At 62.0% G+C, this 13721-nt stretch carries 13 protein-coding genes and 1 pseudogene; 9 read left to right on the forward strand and 5 right to left on the reverse strand.

Features of this window, described 5'->3' with window-relative positions; translation table 11 throughout:
- On the reverse strand, positions 1-684 hold the full coding sequence (locus BRD58_RS03590) for a winged helix-turn-helix domain-containing protein (RefSeq protein WP_012847543.1): 684 nt from the start codon (positions 682-684) through the stop codon (positions 1-3).
- A 208-nt stretch (positions 685-892) separates the two neighbouring features.
- Between BRD58_RS03590 and BRD58_RS03595 the strand changes: the two genes are divergently transcribed.
- The 9 genes and pseudogenes from BRD58_RS03595 (at position 893) to BRD58_RS03635 (ending at position 9711) form a co-directional block, all read left to right on the forward strand.
- Positions 893-1819 carry an ABC transporter ATP-binding protein gene (locus BRD58_RS03595; RefSeq protein WP_012847544.1) on the forward strand — a complete coding sequence of 309 codons (927 nt, stop codon included), beginning with the start codon at positions 893-895 and terminating at the stop codon, positions 1817-1819.
- The gene (locus BRD58_RS03600; protein ID WP_015460969.1) at positions 1816-2586 is read left to right on the forward strand and encodes an ABC transporter permease; all 771 of its coding nucleotides are present in this window, start codon (positions 1816-1818) and stop codon (positions 2584-2586) included. Before BRD58_RS03595 ends, BRD58_RS03600 begins: the two co-directional genes overlap by 4 nt.
- Before the next feature lie 199 nt (positions 2587-2785).
- Positions 2786-3226, forward strand: coding sequence for a PTS sugar transporter subunit IIA (locus tag BRD58_RS03605; protein WP_012847546.1), 441 nt, complete (start codon positions 2786-2788; stop codon positions 3224-3226).
- A gap of 399 nt (positions 3227-3625) precedes the next feature.
- Positions 3626-4399, forward strand: a complete 774-nt coding sequence (agaR, locus tag BRD58_RS03610) for a transcriptional repressor AgaR (protein ID WP_012847548.1) — start codon at positions 3626-3628, stop codon at positions 4397-4399.
- Positions 4400-4521: 122 nt separating this feature from the next.
- Positions 4522-5700, forward strand: a complete 1179-nt coding sequence (locus BRD58_RS03615; RefSeq protein ID WP_069578228.1) for an SIS domain-containing protein — start codon at positions 4522-4524, stop codon at positions 5698-5700.
- A gap of 3 nt (positions 5701-5703) precedes the next feature.
- Positions 5704-6186, forward strand: coding sequence for a PTS N-acetylgalactosamine transporter subunit IIB (gene agaV, locus BRD58_RS03620; RefSeq protein ID WP_034163175.1), 483 nt, complete (start codon positions 5704-5706; stop codon positions 6184-6186).
- Positions 6187-6202: 16 nt separating this feature from the next.
- A complete protein-coding gene (gene agaW / locus BRD58_RS03625; protein ID WP_012847551.1) occupies positions 6203-6991 on the forward strand; it encodes a PTS N-acetylgalactosamine transporter subunit IIC in 789 nt (262 codons plus the stop codon).
- Positions 6981-7874, forward strand: coding sequence for a PTS system mannose/fructose/sorbose family transporter subunit IID (locus BRD58_RS03630; protein WP_012847552.1), 894 nt, complete (start codon positions 6981-6983; stop codon positions 7872-7874). Before agaW ends, BRD58_RS03630 begins: the two co-directional genes overlap by 11 nt.
- Positions 7875-8395: 521 nt before the next feature.
- Positions 8396-9711, forward strand: a pseudogene (locus BRD58_RS03635) (polysaccharide deacetylase family protein).
- On the opposite strand, the gene BRD58_RS03640 reads toward BRD58_RS03635, so the two are convergent.
- The 4 genes from BRD58_RS03640 to panB all read right to left on the reverse strand — a co-directional run bounded on the left by BRD58_RS03640 (position 9682) and on the right by panB (position 13575).
- Entirely contained in the window at positions 9682-11190 is a 1509-nt protein-coding gene (locus tag BRD58_RS03640) for a glycosyltransferase family 39 protein (RefSeq protein ID WP_073381590.1), read from the reverse strand. The pseudogene BRD58_RS03635 and the gene BRD58_RS03640 overlap by 30 nt on opposite strands.
- Positions 11191-11346: 156 nt before the next feature.
- Positions 11347-11727: an aspartate 1-decarboxylase gene (gene panD / locus BRD58_RS03645; RefSeq protein WP_015460975.1), complete on the reverse strand. Its 381-nt coding sequence runs from the start codon at positions 11725-11727 to the stop codon at positions 11347-11349.
- Between the two features lie 133 nt (positions 11728-11860).
- The gene (gene panC / locus BRD58_RS03650; protein WP_012847557.1) at positions 11861-12721 is read right to left on the reverse strand and encodes a pantoate--beta-alanine ligase; all 861 of its coding nucleotides are present in this window, start codon (positions 12719-12721) and stop codon (positions 11861-11863) included.
- Between the two features lie 59 nt (positions 12722-12780).
- Positions 12781-13575 carry a 3-methyl-2-oxobutanoate hydroxymethyltransferase gene (panB, locus tag BRD58_RS03655; protein WP_012847558.1) on the reverse strand — a complete coding sequence of 265 codons (795 nt, stop codon included), beginning with the start codon at positions 13573-13575 and terminating at the stop codon, positions 12781-12783.
- Positions 13576-13721 lie beyond the last annotated feature (146 nt).

Below are 13721 nucleotides of genomic sequence, written 5' to 3' on the forward strand. Positions count from 1 at the left end.
TTACTCGATGCTGAACCCGACGCCGTGGTGCGCATTGAGCGGGATATCGTGGGGCGTGATCCGCTGCAGTTTGGCCCGTAGCGTCTTGATATGGCGCTCGACGCTGCGTTCGCCGCCCTTCTCATTCAGCGGACGCAGCAGATCGTTCAGCTGGCTGCGGGAGAACACCTTTCCCCGTCCCTGGAGCAGCGTTTTCAGCAGCAGGTATTCGCAGTGGTTCAGCTGCAGGGCATGGCCAAAATAGTGGGCGCAGCCGCGGCTATCGTTGAGGGTAAAGTTGCCATAGCACTCCAGGCGGGTCGCCTTGGCACCGATCTTTTCCGGATGCGGCAGCAGCGTACGCATACGCACGCAGATTTCACGGGCGGAAAAGGGGGGGAGAATGACGGCGCTGTGCGGCAGCGCGGCAGCGCTGACCTGCGATGCTTCCTCGGGGGCGCTGGCCAGAAAGAGCAGCGGCAGCGCGGGATGGCGCTCCTGCAGGTGGCGTCCCAACGCCAGACCGCTGCCGTCGGGCAACGTTAGCTGAATGATAGCCAAATGCGGGGTTTGCTGTTTAAGGGCGTCAAGGGCGGGCTGGATATGGTTAAACCAGCATACGTTAAACCCTTCCGTTTCCAGCGTATAGATCAGCGGGTCAGCGGCGGTGGCCCGATCTTCGATAAGCCAAATTAACGGTGGCACAGGATGTCTTCCACGACAGGATGAATCGTTGCATCATAGCAAAGTCGACCCGCCAGTGGCAGCAGGTGATTTCAGACAACACGCCATGTAACATATAATCATGCAGAGAGAACCCGTGGGGGGAGCCGTTTTGCCGCGCCCTAGGGGTATCTGCGTGCACCGCGCTGCGTCCAAGGCAAAACGCTTGATGTAAGGTTAACCCATCGCCATGACGAATGCTCTTGAGCTATCTCAGCTTACCAAAACCTATGCCGGCGGCGTGCAGGCGCTGCGCGGCATCGATTTAACCGTAGAGGCCGGCGATTTTTATGCGCTGCTGGGGCCAAACGGGGCAGGAAAATCCACCACCATTGGCATTATCAGCTCGCTGGTGAATAAGAGCGGCGGGCAGGTCAGCGTATTTGGCTATGATATTGACCGCGATCTGGTCAATGCTAAACGCCAGCTGGGGCTGGTGCCGCAGGAGTTTAACTTTAACCCGTTTGAGACCGTATTACAGATCGTGGTGAATCAGGCCGGTTACTACGGCGTGACGCGCCGCGAGGCGATGCAGCGCGCCGAGCGCTACCTGAGTCAACTGGATCTGTGGCAAAAGCGCAATGAACGCGCGCGGATGCTGTCGGGGGGGATGAAGCGCCGCCTGATGATCGCCCGCGCCCTGATGCATCAGCCAAAGCTTTTGATCCTGGATGAGCCGACGGCCGGGGTCGATATTGAGCTGCGCCGGGCGATGTGGGGATTTCTAAAAGAGCTTAACGCCCAGGGAACCACGATTATTTTGACCACCCACTACCTGGAAGAGGCGGAGATGCTGTGCCGTAACATCGGCATCATCCAGCACGGCCTGCTGATAGAGAACACCTCGATGAAGGCGCTGCTGGCGCAGCTGAAGTCGGAGACCTTCATCCTCGACCTGGCGGCCAAAAGTCCGCTGCCCCATCTGGAGGGATACCAGCACCGGCTGTGTGATACCACGACGCTGGAGGTGGAGGTCCTGCGCGAGCAGGGACTTAATGGGGTATTCAGCCAGCTGAGCGCCCAGGGAGTCCAGGTGCTCAGCATGCGCAATAAGGCCAATCGGCTGGAGGAGCTGTTTGTGTCGTTGCTCAACGGTGAACAGGAGAAGCAGTCATGAGGCGTTTGTACTGGGTGGCGCTGTGCAGCATCTGGAGCAAGGAGGTTCACCGTTTCGGCCGCATCTGGGTGCAGACGCTGGTGCCGCCGGTGATCACCATGACGCTGTATTTCATTATTTTTGGAAACCTGATCGGTTCGCGCATCGGTGAGATGCACGGATTCAGCTACATGCAGTTCATCGTGCCCGGGCTTATCATGATGTCGGTGATCACCAACGCCTATGCCAACGTGGCCGCATCGTTCTTCAGCGCCAAGTTTCAGCGCAGCATTGAGGAACTGCTGGTGGCGCCGGTGCCGACCCATGTGATCATCGCCGGTTACGTGGGCGGTGGCGTGGCGCGCGGGGTCTGCGTCGGCTTTCTGGTTACGCTGGTCTCGCTGTTCTTCGTGCCGCTGGTGGTAAACAGCTGGCTGGCGGTGGTGATGACCCTGCTGTGCACGGCGGTGCTGTTCGCCCTTGGCGGGTTGATCAACGCAGTGTATGCGCGCACCTTTGACGATATCAGCCTGGTGCCGACCTTCGTGCTGACGCCGCTGACCTATCTCGGCGGGGTCTTTTACGCCCTGAGTCTGCTGCCGCCGTTCTGGCAGGCGGTCTCCAAGCTTAACCCCATCGTGTATATGATCAGCGGGTTCCGCTACGGCTTTCTGGGCATTCACGATGTGCCGCTGGCGCAGACGTTTGCCGTTCTGTTGGGATTCATTGCGGTGCTGTATCTTATGGCCTGGTACCTGATTGAGCGGGGGCGCGGCCTGCGCAGCTGATCGCGCGGTATCATACGGCACCTACCGTATATCCTGGAGACGGTGCCGTAAAATTCATCATTTCTGTCTAACCTCACACTCCTGAACCGCCGTTATCACCGATTGCTGCCTGCGCTGCCGTTTCCTGTTACACCATCATCATCAAGGGTGCTTATGCTCGACCGGTGCGCCGGTGGGCGGTGATGAGAGGATAGACTGCATGCTGGGGATCGTATTCGCCGGACACAGCGGCTTTAGCAGCGGAATGCTGAAGGCCTTAACCCATCTGCAGGGGGCCCGTCCGCCCCAGTGCGTGGGCGTGGAGTACAGCGACGGCGTGAGCGCCAACATGCTCAGCCGTATGATGTGCGATGCGCTGCATCAGGTGGACAGCGGCGATGGCGTGGTGATCGTGACGGATATTCTCGGCGCCCCGCCGTTTCGCGCCGCGGCGCTAATGTGCCATAAACATCCGCACTGTGAGGTGGTGGTCGGGGTGAGCCTGTCGGCGCTCGCGGCGCTGTGGCCGCAGCGTACGCAGAGCGACGCCGCCGTGTTTCGCGAGGCCCTGCTGGCGCAGACCCAGCGTCACGCCACCAGCCTGTGGCATGAGCAGCGTCGTCAGGCCGCGCTGTTTACGCCCCCGTCCTCCGACGCGTAGGCGCCGCGCGGTCGGCCGTCGGCAATCTCTGCGTCGTTACCGCAGAGATTGCCTTTGCTTGCGTTGCGATAGACAACTCACCTTAATATGCAAAAATGTGACATTGATCGGTCAAACAACACAACTTTCATTCCCTCATTTCTCCCCGCTTTCCTTTCGGTTTCTGCGCAATCGTTCGCTTAACAAAGGCGTCATGCGGGATAACTCACCGCTCAACGCCGCGGCGCGGCCATCGGCCAAGGCTTTCGGTTGGCAATTAACCGAAAGTATTTCTGTCGCTATCTGTTGGAAAAATAAGGTGTAACTGCGATCACACCGGATCGGTGATTCCTTTGCTGTAATTCGATGGTCGCGGTACGAGAAGGTTTATCTCCGACCTTGACCGCACTGGGAGGCAGTATGGGCATCGACACCGTAAGGCGCCGTGAACAGATCATCGACAGGCTATGCCTTGAGGGCAGCGTACGGGTGGAGCAGCTGCGTCACCACTTTGGCGTCTCCAGCGTGACTATCCGTAACGATCTGCGCTACCTGGAGCAGCGGGGGTGTGCGCTGCGCTCCTACGGCGGCGCCATGCTGAATCAGCAGTTTGTCTTCGATCGGCCGCTGCAGGATAAAGGGCGTCTGAACCGCGACGTAAAGTCGCGTATTGCCGCACGGGCGGCGGAGCTGGTGCAGGACGGCGATACGCTGATCCTCGACTCCGGCTCCACCACGGCCCAAATCGCCCCCTTTCTTAAGGCACACCGCCATCTGGTGGTGGTGACCAACGCCCTGAATATCGCCTGTGAGCTGACGGGGTATGAGCAGATTGACGTGCTGGTGCTGGGCGGCAGCGTACGGCCAAACTCCTACTCCCTGTATGGGCAGGCCGCGGAGCAGCAGCTGCGCCAGTACCATTTCGACCGGCTGTTTCTGGGGGTCGACGGCTTTGATCTGCGCTGCGGTATTACCACGCCCCATGCGGGAGAGGCTCAGCTTAACCGGGTCATGTGCGACGTGGCCAGCGAGATCATCGCCGTCGTGGATGCCAGTAAGTTTGGCCGGAAAAGCTTTTGCACCATTCGCGGCGCCGCACAGATCCACCGAGTGATCACCGACAGTCGGATCCCGGAGGGCTATCACCGCGCGCTGTGCGATTTAGGGGTGGAGGTGATCATCGCCGACGGGTGACGACGCCAGCCCCACCGTCTCTGTTTTCGTTATGCAGCGTAGCCGGACGCCGGCTGTGCCGGGGAGACTTTACCCTGGCGAAGCCCGCCGCTGCGCCCTGACTCAATCTGAGGAGTAAACGCATGAGTGATGAGGTACTCGGCTATTCCCCCGCGTGGCTGCAGGCGCATGGCGCCTGGCATACGGCCCGTGAAATCGCGCAGCAGCCGGCGCTGTGGCAGGCGTTACACCGCGAACTGAGCGAGGCTCAGTCGCGTTGGCATCCCTTTCTTCAGGCCGTGCTGGCGCAGCCTGCGCTGCAAATCGTACTGTGCGGAGCCGGTTCCTCTGCCTTTGTCGGGCGGGCGTTGGCCCCTTGGCTGCGAGAGCAGTGCGGCCGCGACGTCGTGGCCTACGCCACGACCGACATTGTGCCATCGCCGCGGCAGTATCTGGACCCCGGGCGTCCCACGCTGCTGGTCTCCTTTGGTCGCTCCGGCAATAGCCCGGAGAGCGTTGCGGCGCTGGCGCTGGCCGATCGTTTACTGCCGCGCTGCCATCATCTGCTGCTGACCTGTAATCCGGACGGCGCCCTGGCGCGCTATGCCGAAGGGCGCGCTAACGCATGCTCGCTGATCATGCCGCCGGGATCCTGCGATCGGAGCTTTGCGATGACCTCCAGCTTCAGCTGTATGATGCTGGCCGGCGCGCTGTTGCTCGGTCCGCTCACGCTGGCCCAAAGCGCGGCGCCGCTGCAGCGGACGGCGGCGCTGTGTCAGCGCGCGCTGCCGCAGTGGCTGCCGACGATCAAGACGTTGGCCAACGGTGGTTTTCAGCGGCTGGTGGTGCTGGGTAGCCGCAGCTTTAACGGCGTGGCGGAGGAGGCGGCGCTGAAGATGCTGGAGCTGACGGCCGGACGCATCGCGACCCGCCATGACTCCACCATGGGGCTGCGTCACGGGCCCAAGTTTATGGTCGGGCCCCAGACGCTGGTGGTCGCGATGCTGAGCGCAGAGCCTTACTGCCGCCGCTATGACCAGGATCTGCTCAAGGAGCTGCAGCGTGACGCGCTGGCCCTGCGCTGCGTTGCGCTGAGCGGCGATGGCACGGGCGCGCTGGCGCTGACGTGCGATCTGGACGATCTGTGGCTGATGTTTCCGTTCCTGCTTTACCTGCAGACGCTGGCGCTAGAGACCGCTCTGGCGCTGGGGATCACGCCGGATAACCCCTGCCCGAGCGGAGAGGTTAATCGGGTGGTGCAGGGCGTCGTCATTTATGAGTATCCCGTAGCGCATTCAACCATAGCCACGATGGAGGTGTGATATATGTCAAACCCGAACATCCTGATGACCCGTATCGATAACCGGCTGGTGCATGGACAGGTCGGGGTGACCTGGACCAATACGCTGGGCGCCAATCTGGTGCTGGTCGCCAACGACGCCGCCGCCGCTGACCCCGTCCAACAGAACCTGATGGATATGGTGGTGGCAGAGGGCGTGCAGACCCGCTATTTCACCCTGCAGAAAACCATCGAGGTGATCCACCGGGCCGCGGATCGCCAGAAGATCTTCATCGTCTGCAAAACGCCGCAGGATGTGCTGACGCTGGTGCGCGGCGGGGTGCCCATTCACTTCGTCAACGTCGGCAATATGCACTTTGCGCAGGGAAAGCGCCAGATCCACAAGACGGTGTCGGTGGACGGCGAGGATATCGCGGCGTTCCACGCGCTGGCGCAGCTTGGCATTCCCTGCGAGATCCGCCGGGTGCCGGATGAGGCGGGGGAGTCGATTCACCCGCTGTTGGACTGAACGCAGGAGGTAAACCATGTTAACCGATGCATTGTTGATAGGGCTGTTGGCCGGTATCGCCGGTATCGACCTGTTCGACGGACTGACCCACCTGCACCGTCCGGTGGTGATCGGGCCGCTGGTCGGGCTGATCCTGGGCGATATACAGACCGGCCTGCTGGTCGGCGGGACGCTGGAGCTGGTGTGGATGGGAATGGTGCCTCTGGCCGGTGCTCAGCCCCCCAACGTGGTGATCGGCGGCGTCATCGGCACCGCGTTCGCCATTTTGACCCACGCCGATCCCAAGGTTGCCATCGGGGTCGCGGTACCCTTCTCCATCGCGGTGCAGGGCTGCATTACCCTGCTGTTTACCGCCTATTCGCCGATGATGCACCGCTGCGATGAGATGGTGAAGCGGCTGAACTGGCGTGGGGTGGAGTGGGTGAACTACGCCGGGCTGCTGATCCTGTTCTGCTTCTACTTTATTGTCGCCTTTTTGCCGGTCTATTTCGGGGCCGATGCCGCCAGCGCCATGGTGGAAAAGGCGCCGACCTGGCTGCTGGACGGGCTGGCCGTGGCGGGGGGAATGATGCCGGCCATCGGCTTCTCTCTGCTGATGAAGATTATGATGAAGAAGACCTATGTGGCCTACTTTATTCTGGGCTTTATCTCCGTGACATTCCTGAATATGCCGATTATCGCGGTAGCGCTGGGCGCGCTGGCTATCGCCCTGATCGATTTCTTTAACCGTACCCGCAATGAAGCCGCACCGGCGCAGCGTCCTGCCGTGCGCCAGAACAAGGAGATGGAAGAAGATGGCATTTAACGATAGCGATGACGCACTGGTAGCCAAGGCAGAAAAGCGGATGGCGCAGGCGCTGGCCACCAGCCAGGTCGAGAGCGACGAGTATGTGGATAAAACGCCGGGGCAGGCGCTGAGCCGCCGCGATATCAACATTATGGCGCTGCGCTCCCTGCTGCTGCAGGCCTCCTTTAACTATGAACGTATGCAGGCGGGCGGCTGGCTGTATACCCTGATCCCCAGCCTGCGCAAGATCCACCGCAATCCACAGGATCTTGCCAACTCAATGAAAATGCACATGGAGTTTATCAATGTGCACCCCTTTGACGTCACCTTTTTGTCCGGACTGGTGCTGGCGATGGAGCGCGGCAAAGAGCGTGTCTCGACCATCCGCGCGGTGAAGGTGGCGCTGATGGGGCCCCTGGGCGGCATCGGCGACGCGCTGTTCTGGCTGACGCTGCTGCCTATCTGCGCCGGCATCGGCGCCTCGCTGGCGCTGGAGGGGAGTCTGTTTGGGCCGGTGGTGTTCCTGCTGCTGTTCAACGCGGTGCACTTCGCCCTGCGCTTTGGGCTGGCACACTATGGCTACAGCGCGGGAACCAGCGCGCTGGCGCTATTGAAGACCCATACCAAAAACATCTCTCACGCCGCCTCGATCGTGGGCATGACGGTGATTGGCGCGCTGGTGGCCTCTTATGTTCACCTCTCGACGCCGCTGGTGATGCACGCCGGTAAGGCGACGGTGGCGCTGCAGAAGGATGTCTTGGACAAGCTGATGCCCAACCTGCTGCCCCTGTGCTTCACCCTGCTGGTGTACTGGCTGATGAAGCGCGGCTATTCGCCGATCAAGCTGATCGGTGTGACGGTGGCCGTGGGTATCGTGGGCAAACTGGTGGGCTTTCTGTAAGAGGCGCGTATGCTGGGGAGCGGCCGCGGCGGTGTCGCCCGCGGCCTGCGACAGGGCGTTGCGTCGGGGGGCGGCGCCCTGGCGCAGGGGGCGGCGGTCGATGCTCCCGACGGCATGCGTCCGGAGGGGCGTGCACCGACGTTGGTGCAGATGCCGCGCTGCGGCGATTCGCCTCTGGCCGGAGTCCCTATGCGGATATGCGGCGGGCGGCAGAGCGGGTGCTGGCGCGGGAGATTGTGCTGGCGTGGGAGATTGTGCTGGCGCGGGGTTTCGCCATCGGTCGCGGCGTCGCGGCGTTATGCCGCCGACAACCCAGACGCTAACGATCCGCGGCAATCGATGCGCGGGGGAAACCGGCCGTGCGTGAGGTCGTGGCCCCTGATGTTCTCCGCTGCGCTCGCGCAGGGGGGCTCGCAGCATCTTGATTTGAAAAGGCGTTGTCGCTTTGGCCGCCCGTCGTTGCGCGTGCTATGCTGAAGATATCACCCACCGGGCAACGGATGCCCCGCGCTGATTTTTTCATGTATAAGCACTTATTATTGACGGGTCTGCTGCTGCTGACCACGCTCTCTGTCGCTCGGGGACAGAGAGCGGCAGACGCTGACGCGGCGCGCTATATGGTGACGCTACGTGACAGTGAGATTTACTCTCCGGTTGGCGATCGGATCATTCCGGTAGGGCGCCTGAACCGAGGGCTGCTGCTCAATGTACAGCCCGCTGACAACGGCTATTTCATCTTTCGCTTCGGCAACGCCAGCGGATTTATCGCCAGCGATAGCCTGGCTGCGGCGACGCCGCCGCTGCCGGCGGCCCGTGACGTCGCCCTGCTGCATAAAAAAGCCCGGACTATTTGCTGACCCTGCACCCGGTCATGGTATATGACCGCCCGGAGAGAACGGCTGCGCCGGTCGCGAGTCTGGCGGAGAATCTACGCTATCCTATCTTGGCCAGAGAGACAGACGCGGCGGGCTGGCGCTGGCTGGTGATCAACCTGGGCGGACGGCTGGCCTATGTGCGCGCCGATCGGGTTGAACTGGACAACGGCATTCCGATCCTTACCTATCACCACATATTGAAAAACGAGGAAAATCACCGTTTTCGCCACACTTCAACCACCACCTCGGTCCAGGCGTTTGATGCGCAGATGGCCTATCTGCGCCAGGCGGGTTACCTGACCATTTCGCTGTACCAGCTGGAGGGGTATCTGCGCGGCAATGAAAATTTGCCGGCGCGCGCGGTCGCGCTGACCTTCGACGACGGGCTGAAGTCGGTCTACCGCTATGCCTATCCGATCCTGAAGAAAAACGGCCAGCGGGCGACCGCATTTATTATCTCGTCGCGGATTAAGCGCCACCCGCAGCCCTGGAATCCCAACGGCCTGCAGTTTATGAGTCTGGCGGAGCTGCGCACGATTCAGTCGGTATTCGATATTCAGTCCCATACCCATTTTCTGCACCGTCTCTCCGCGGATAAACGGCCGATCCTGTTTCGCCGTAGCCAGCATAATATCCTGTTTGATTTCGAGCGTTCGCGCCGAGCGTTGACGCAGTTTACTCCGCGGGTGCGCTATCTTTCCTACCCCTTTGGCGGCTTTAACCGTCAGGCGATCGAGGCCGCTCACCGGGCCGGTTATCACATGGCGGTGACCACGGTGCGCGGCAAGGTGCGGCGCGGCGATAATCCCTACACCCTGAAGCGGCTGTATGTCCTGCGCACCGACTCTGTTCAGACCATGGCGCGTCTGATCGCCAATCAGCCACAGGATGTGCCGCCGGTCGATACGCCGGTGCCGATTCGCCTGCCGCCGCTAATGCAGGCGCTGATCCCGCGGGATTGAGTCCGTGGCATCGGGGGCGATGATGGCCAGACATACGGGCTGCGCCGCCGCGCCGGGCTGGGCGATAAACACCGTCTGATGATAGATCTGCGGCTGCAGCGTCGGCCAGTATTGCCATACGGGCATAAAGGCCTCCCGGGTGCAGCGCATGCCGATCTCGCCTACGAGCAGCACGCCGCTGCGCCGGATCTCCGCCAGGGTCAGCCCGGGGGTATAGACGTTGGGCGGCCGAGGCGTGTCCACCGCCCAAGGCTGAATCGTCCGAGGGCGATCGGTGCCGTAGAGGATCAGCCACTGGTGCAGATAGCCTCCGCCCACCAGGCGCAGCGGCGCCGCGCTGTGCTGATGCCAGAACTGCTGGGCCTGGGCGCTGAACGTCTTGACGCCGCTCCACCGCTCGCGGCAGTCCCGTAGATTGAGGTGATAGACCAGAACGTATCCCAGGAGAACCAGCGGCGCCAGCGCCAGTAAACCGCGGGTCAGCCGGCGCAGAGGCGTCGTCGGCAGCTCGTGGATGGTCGCGCAGAGCAGAGGGATAGCCAGGATCACGAAAGGCTGTAGCCACTCGGTGACCGGCTCGCCGCGATACAGACTGAGCCACAGGTAGATCAGCGCCAGCGGGAGCAGAAAGAGCAGGAGCAGGCTACGAAGAGGGCCCGATGAGGGCCAGCGCAGCCGCCCGCCGCACAGGTAGACCAGAAGGGCCAGCAGGAGACAGGGGTAAAAGACCGACAGCAGCGCGACGGTGGCGCGCAGATTGAGTTCTGGCCGTATCTGCACGCGTACCCAGTGGAACGCGGAGTATTCATGGGTCACCAGCCACAGGACGTTGGGAATAACCAGCAGCAGATAGAGCGCAATGGCCAGCCAGAACGTGGGCTGACGGTAGAGCCGTCGGTGCTCGGCGCAGAGCAGGGTTAGCCAGAACAGCGCGCCCAGCGACGCCAGCGTAGAGTATTTTGCCATGGTCGCCAAGCCGGCAACCAGAGCAAAGAGCGGCCACGCCCAGCGGGGCGGATCGCTATCAAGCGCCCGGGCAAGGATGAAAAACAGCCACGGCCACAGGGCGACTAAGAGGTAGTTATCGTTATAGGGCAGTATGTCGAAGTTAATGATGCCGGAGAGATTGAGCGCCATGAGGGCCAGCCAGGCCAGATCGTCCCGCCCGCTGAGGCGGCGCGCCAGCATCCAGACGCCCAGCATGCCGAAGGCGACGGCGATGAAGTGGGTTGCGTACCAGTAGCCGTCCGGCGCTAGCGTGGAGAAAGAGAGCAGCGGCTTCATCATCACCCCGACGAGCCACGGGTTTTTCGGCGATCCCCACTCGCCGCTTTGCGCCCAATTCACCGCTTCGACGGCATCATAGGGGAGCGCGGGATTCAACCATCGCGCGGCGCAGGTCCAGAGCGCGGCATAGAGGAATAGCCACAGGATCAGCGGTAGCGGAGGGGCGGTATGCGGCCAGCGAGAGGTTGTCATGACGGGCGATCCCTGAATATCCGATGTTGCTCTTTGCGGCGCCGTGGCGTCGCGGGACGGTGCATTCGCGGGGGAAGCAGTCTGTTAATTATGGGTGAGGGGGGCGGGAAAAGCGAAAAACGAACCGCTGCGGACTCATGCCGCAGCGGAGGGGGATCAGGCGACCTGTACCGGAACGGATTTGGCTAGGCGCTTCATCTGATTAGCGCCTTCGAAGTAGGCCACCTTGGGGTGGTGCGTGCGGGCCTGCTCATCGGGCATCTGAACATAGCTGCAGATGATCAGCGTGTCGCCGACGCAGGCGCAGCGGGCGGCGGCGCCGTTGACCGAGATAATCTTGGAGCCGGGTTCGGCGGCGATAGCGTAGGTGGAGAAGCGCTGGCCGTTGTCGACGTTATAAATATCGATAGCCTCATATTGCAGGATACCGGCCGCATCCAGGAAATCCTGATCGATTGCGCAGGAGCCTTCGTAATTCAGGTCGGACTGGGTGACTTTCACGCGGTGCAGCTTACCCTGCAGCATTGTACGTACCATAGTGTAATACCTGTAATCATCGTAATGGAGCCGACGTGCGGCCCGGTAAAATAGCATAACGTCAACCACCACGGGTCTGCGGCGGTTGACGTTATGGTTGCGCATTTCGTCGTCGCTGTCTAGCCGCCGGACGCTAGGCGTCGGCGTTAAAGGCAACGCGCACGTTGTCGATGAGCCGTGCCTGCCCAAGCCAGGCCGCGATCAGCACGATCGCCGTACGGGTATCGACGTTGACGTCGCCCAGCGTGTCGGCGTCGCGGATAAACAGCTCATCGGGACGGAAGCCGGCCTGACGCAGACGACTGGCGGTCTGCTCCAGCAGGGCCTCCAGATCGCGCTCGCCGTTCTCCAGCTGACTGGCCAGCTGCATCATGATGTTGTACAGGCGCGGCGCCAGACGGCGCTCATCGCTATCGAGATAGCCATTGCGCGAGCTGAGCGCCAGCCCATCCTCGCCGCGGACGATGGGGACGCCAACGATCTCGATGCCATAGCCCATGTCCGCGACCAGCTTGCGGATCAGCTGCAGCTGCTGATAATCCTTTTCACCAAAGCAGGCCAGATCCGGCTGTACCAGGTTAAACAGCTTGCTGACGATGGTGGCGACCCCGCGGAAGTGACCCGGACGGCTGGCCCCTTCAAGAATGGTCGAGAGCGCGGGAACGTCGACGTAGGTCTGCTGCGATACGCCCTGGGGATAGATCTCCTCGGCGGCCGGGGCAAAGACCAGGTCGACCCCGTGACGGTTCAGCTTTTCACAGTCCTCCTGCAGGGTGCGCGGGTAGCGCGCCAGATCGTCCGGACGATCGAACTGCATCGGGTTGACGAACACCGATACGATCACCACGTCGGCCCGGGCGCGGGCCTCGTTGACCAGGGTCATATGCCCCTCATGCAGGTTGCCCATGGTCGGCACCAGCGCAATACGTTTCCCTTCCTGGCGCCAGCGGCGTACTTCGCGGCGCAGCAGAGGGACAGTCTCAATAATCAGCACAGCTCGTTCTCCAGCAGAAAAGTCGGGCGGCCCGCCCGGGCCGCCGTCCAGAATTCGGGTCAGTTAAAGGTATGTTCGTCGGCGGGGAACAGCCCCTGTTCGACGTCATTGATATAGCGGCGCACCGCCGCGCGGATATCGCCCTCGACCGCGAGGAAATTTTTTACAAAGCTCGGCATGCGTCCGCTGCTGATCCCCAGCGCATCGTGCATGACCAGGATCTGGCCGTCGGTATCTCTGCCGGCGCCGATGCCGATTACCGGAATACGCAGCGCCTCGGTGATCGTCTTGGCGACCTGGGCAGGCACACACTCCAGCACCAGCATCTGGGCACCGGCGCCCTCTAGCGCCAGGGCATCGGAGAGCAGCTGATCCGCCGCATCCTGATCGCGCCCCTGCACCCGATAGCCGCCGAGGATATTGACGGACTGCGGCATCAGCCCCAGATGTCCACACACCGGCACCGCGCGCTCGGTCAGCGTACGCACGCTGTCGCACAGCCAGGCGCCGCCCTCCATTTTGACCAGGTTCGCCCCGGCACGCATCAGCTCCGCGGCATGGGTACAGGCCAGCTCCGGCGTGGCATAGGACATAAACGGCATATCGGCCATCAGCAGGCAGGCCGGCGCGCCGGCGCGCACCGCGCGGGTATGGTAGGCGATATCCGCTACGGTCACCGGCAGCGTGGTCTCGTGGCCCTGCAGGGTCATCCCCAGCGAGTCTCCGACCAGCATAACGTCGATACCCTGCTCGGCAAACAGCCGGGCGAAGCTGGCATCATATGCGGTGATCGTGGCGAACTTGTGCTTCTCCTGCTTACGTTTGCGCAGGTGTGATAGCGTGGTTGGCGTCATCACTCTCTCCCATTGTCGACCGGCCGCGGGCCGGACTGGTAAGGTTGGGCGGTGCACTGCGGGCACCACTGTGGCGTATTCTACTGCAAGAAAATCGTTTGCGGTGGAGGAAGATCAAGCAAATGCGTTACGCGCGGCGCGCGCAG

It is taken from the genome of Edwardsiella piscicida (genome assembly GCF_001896205.1).
Lineage (GTDB): Bacteria > Pseudomonadota > Gammaproteobacteria > Enterobacterales > Enterobacteriaceae > Edwardsiella > Edwardsiella piscicida.

What these genes read in the sequence shown, in the direction of transcription:
- BRD58_RS03595 (WP_012847544.1), top strand. Translation starts at nt 893, where the DNA reads ATGACGAATGCTCTTGAGCTATCTCAGCTTACCAAAACCTATGCCGGC.
- BRD58_RS03600 (WP_015460969.1), top strand. Translation starts at nt 1,816, where the DNA reads ATGAGGCGTTTGTACTGGGTGGCGCTGTGCAGCATCTGGAGCAAGGAG.
- BRD58_RS03605 (WP_012847546.1), top strand. Translation starts at nt 2,786, where the DNA reads ATGCTGGGGATCGTATTCGCCGGACACAGCGGCTTTAGCAGCGGAATG.
- agaR (WP_012847548.1), top strand. Translation starts at nt 3,626, where the DNA reads ATGGGCATCGACACCGTAAGGCGCCGTGAACAGATCATCGACAGGCTA.
- BRD58_RS03615 (WP_069578228.1), top strand. Translation starts at nt 4,522, where the DNA reads ATGAGTGATGAGGTACTCGGCTATTCCCCCGCGTGGCTGCAGGCGCAT.
- agaV (WP_034163175.1), top strand. Translation starts at nt 5,704, where the DNA reads ATGTCAAACCCGAACATCCTGATGACCCGTATCGATAACCGGCTGGTG.
- agaW (WP_012847551.1), top strand. Translation starts at nt 6,203, where the DNA reads ATGTTAACCGATGCATTGTTGATAGGGCTGTTGGCCGGTATCGCCGGT.
- BRD58_RS03630 (WP_012847552.1), top strand. Translation starts at nt 6,981, where the DNA reads ATGGCATTTAACGATAGCGATGACGCACTGGTAGCCAAGGCAGAAAAG.
- BRD58_RS03640 (WP_073381590.1), bottom strand. Translation starts at nt 11,190, where the DNA reads ATGACAACCTCTCGCTGGCCGCATACCGCCCCTCCGCTACCGCTGATC.
- panD (WP_015460975.1), bottom strand. Translation starts at nt 11,727, where the DNA reads ATGGTACGTACAATGCTGCAGGGTAAGCTGCACCGCGTGAAAGTCACC.
- panB (WP_012847558.1), bottom strand. Translation starts at nt 13,575, where the DNA reads ATGACGCCAACCACGCTATCACACCTGCGCAAACGTAAGCAGGAGAAG.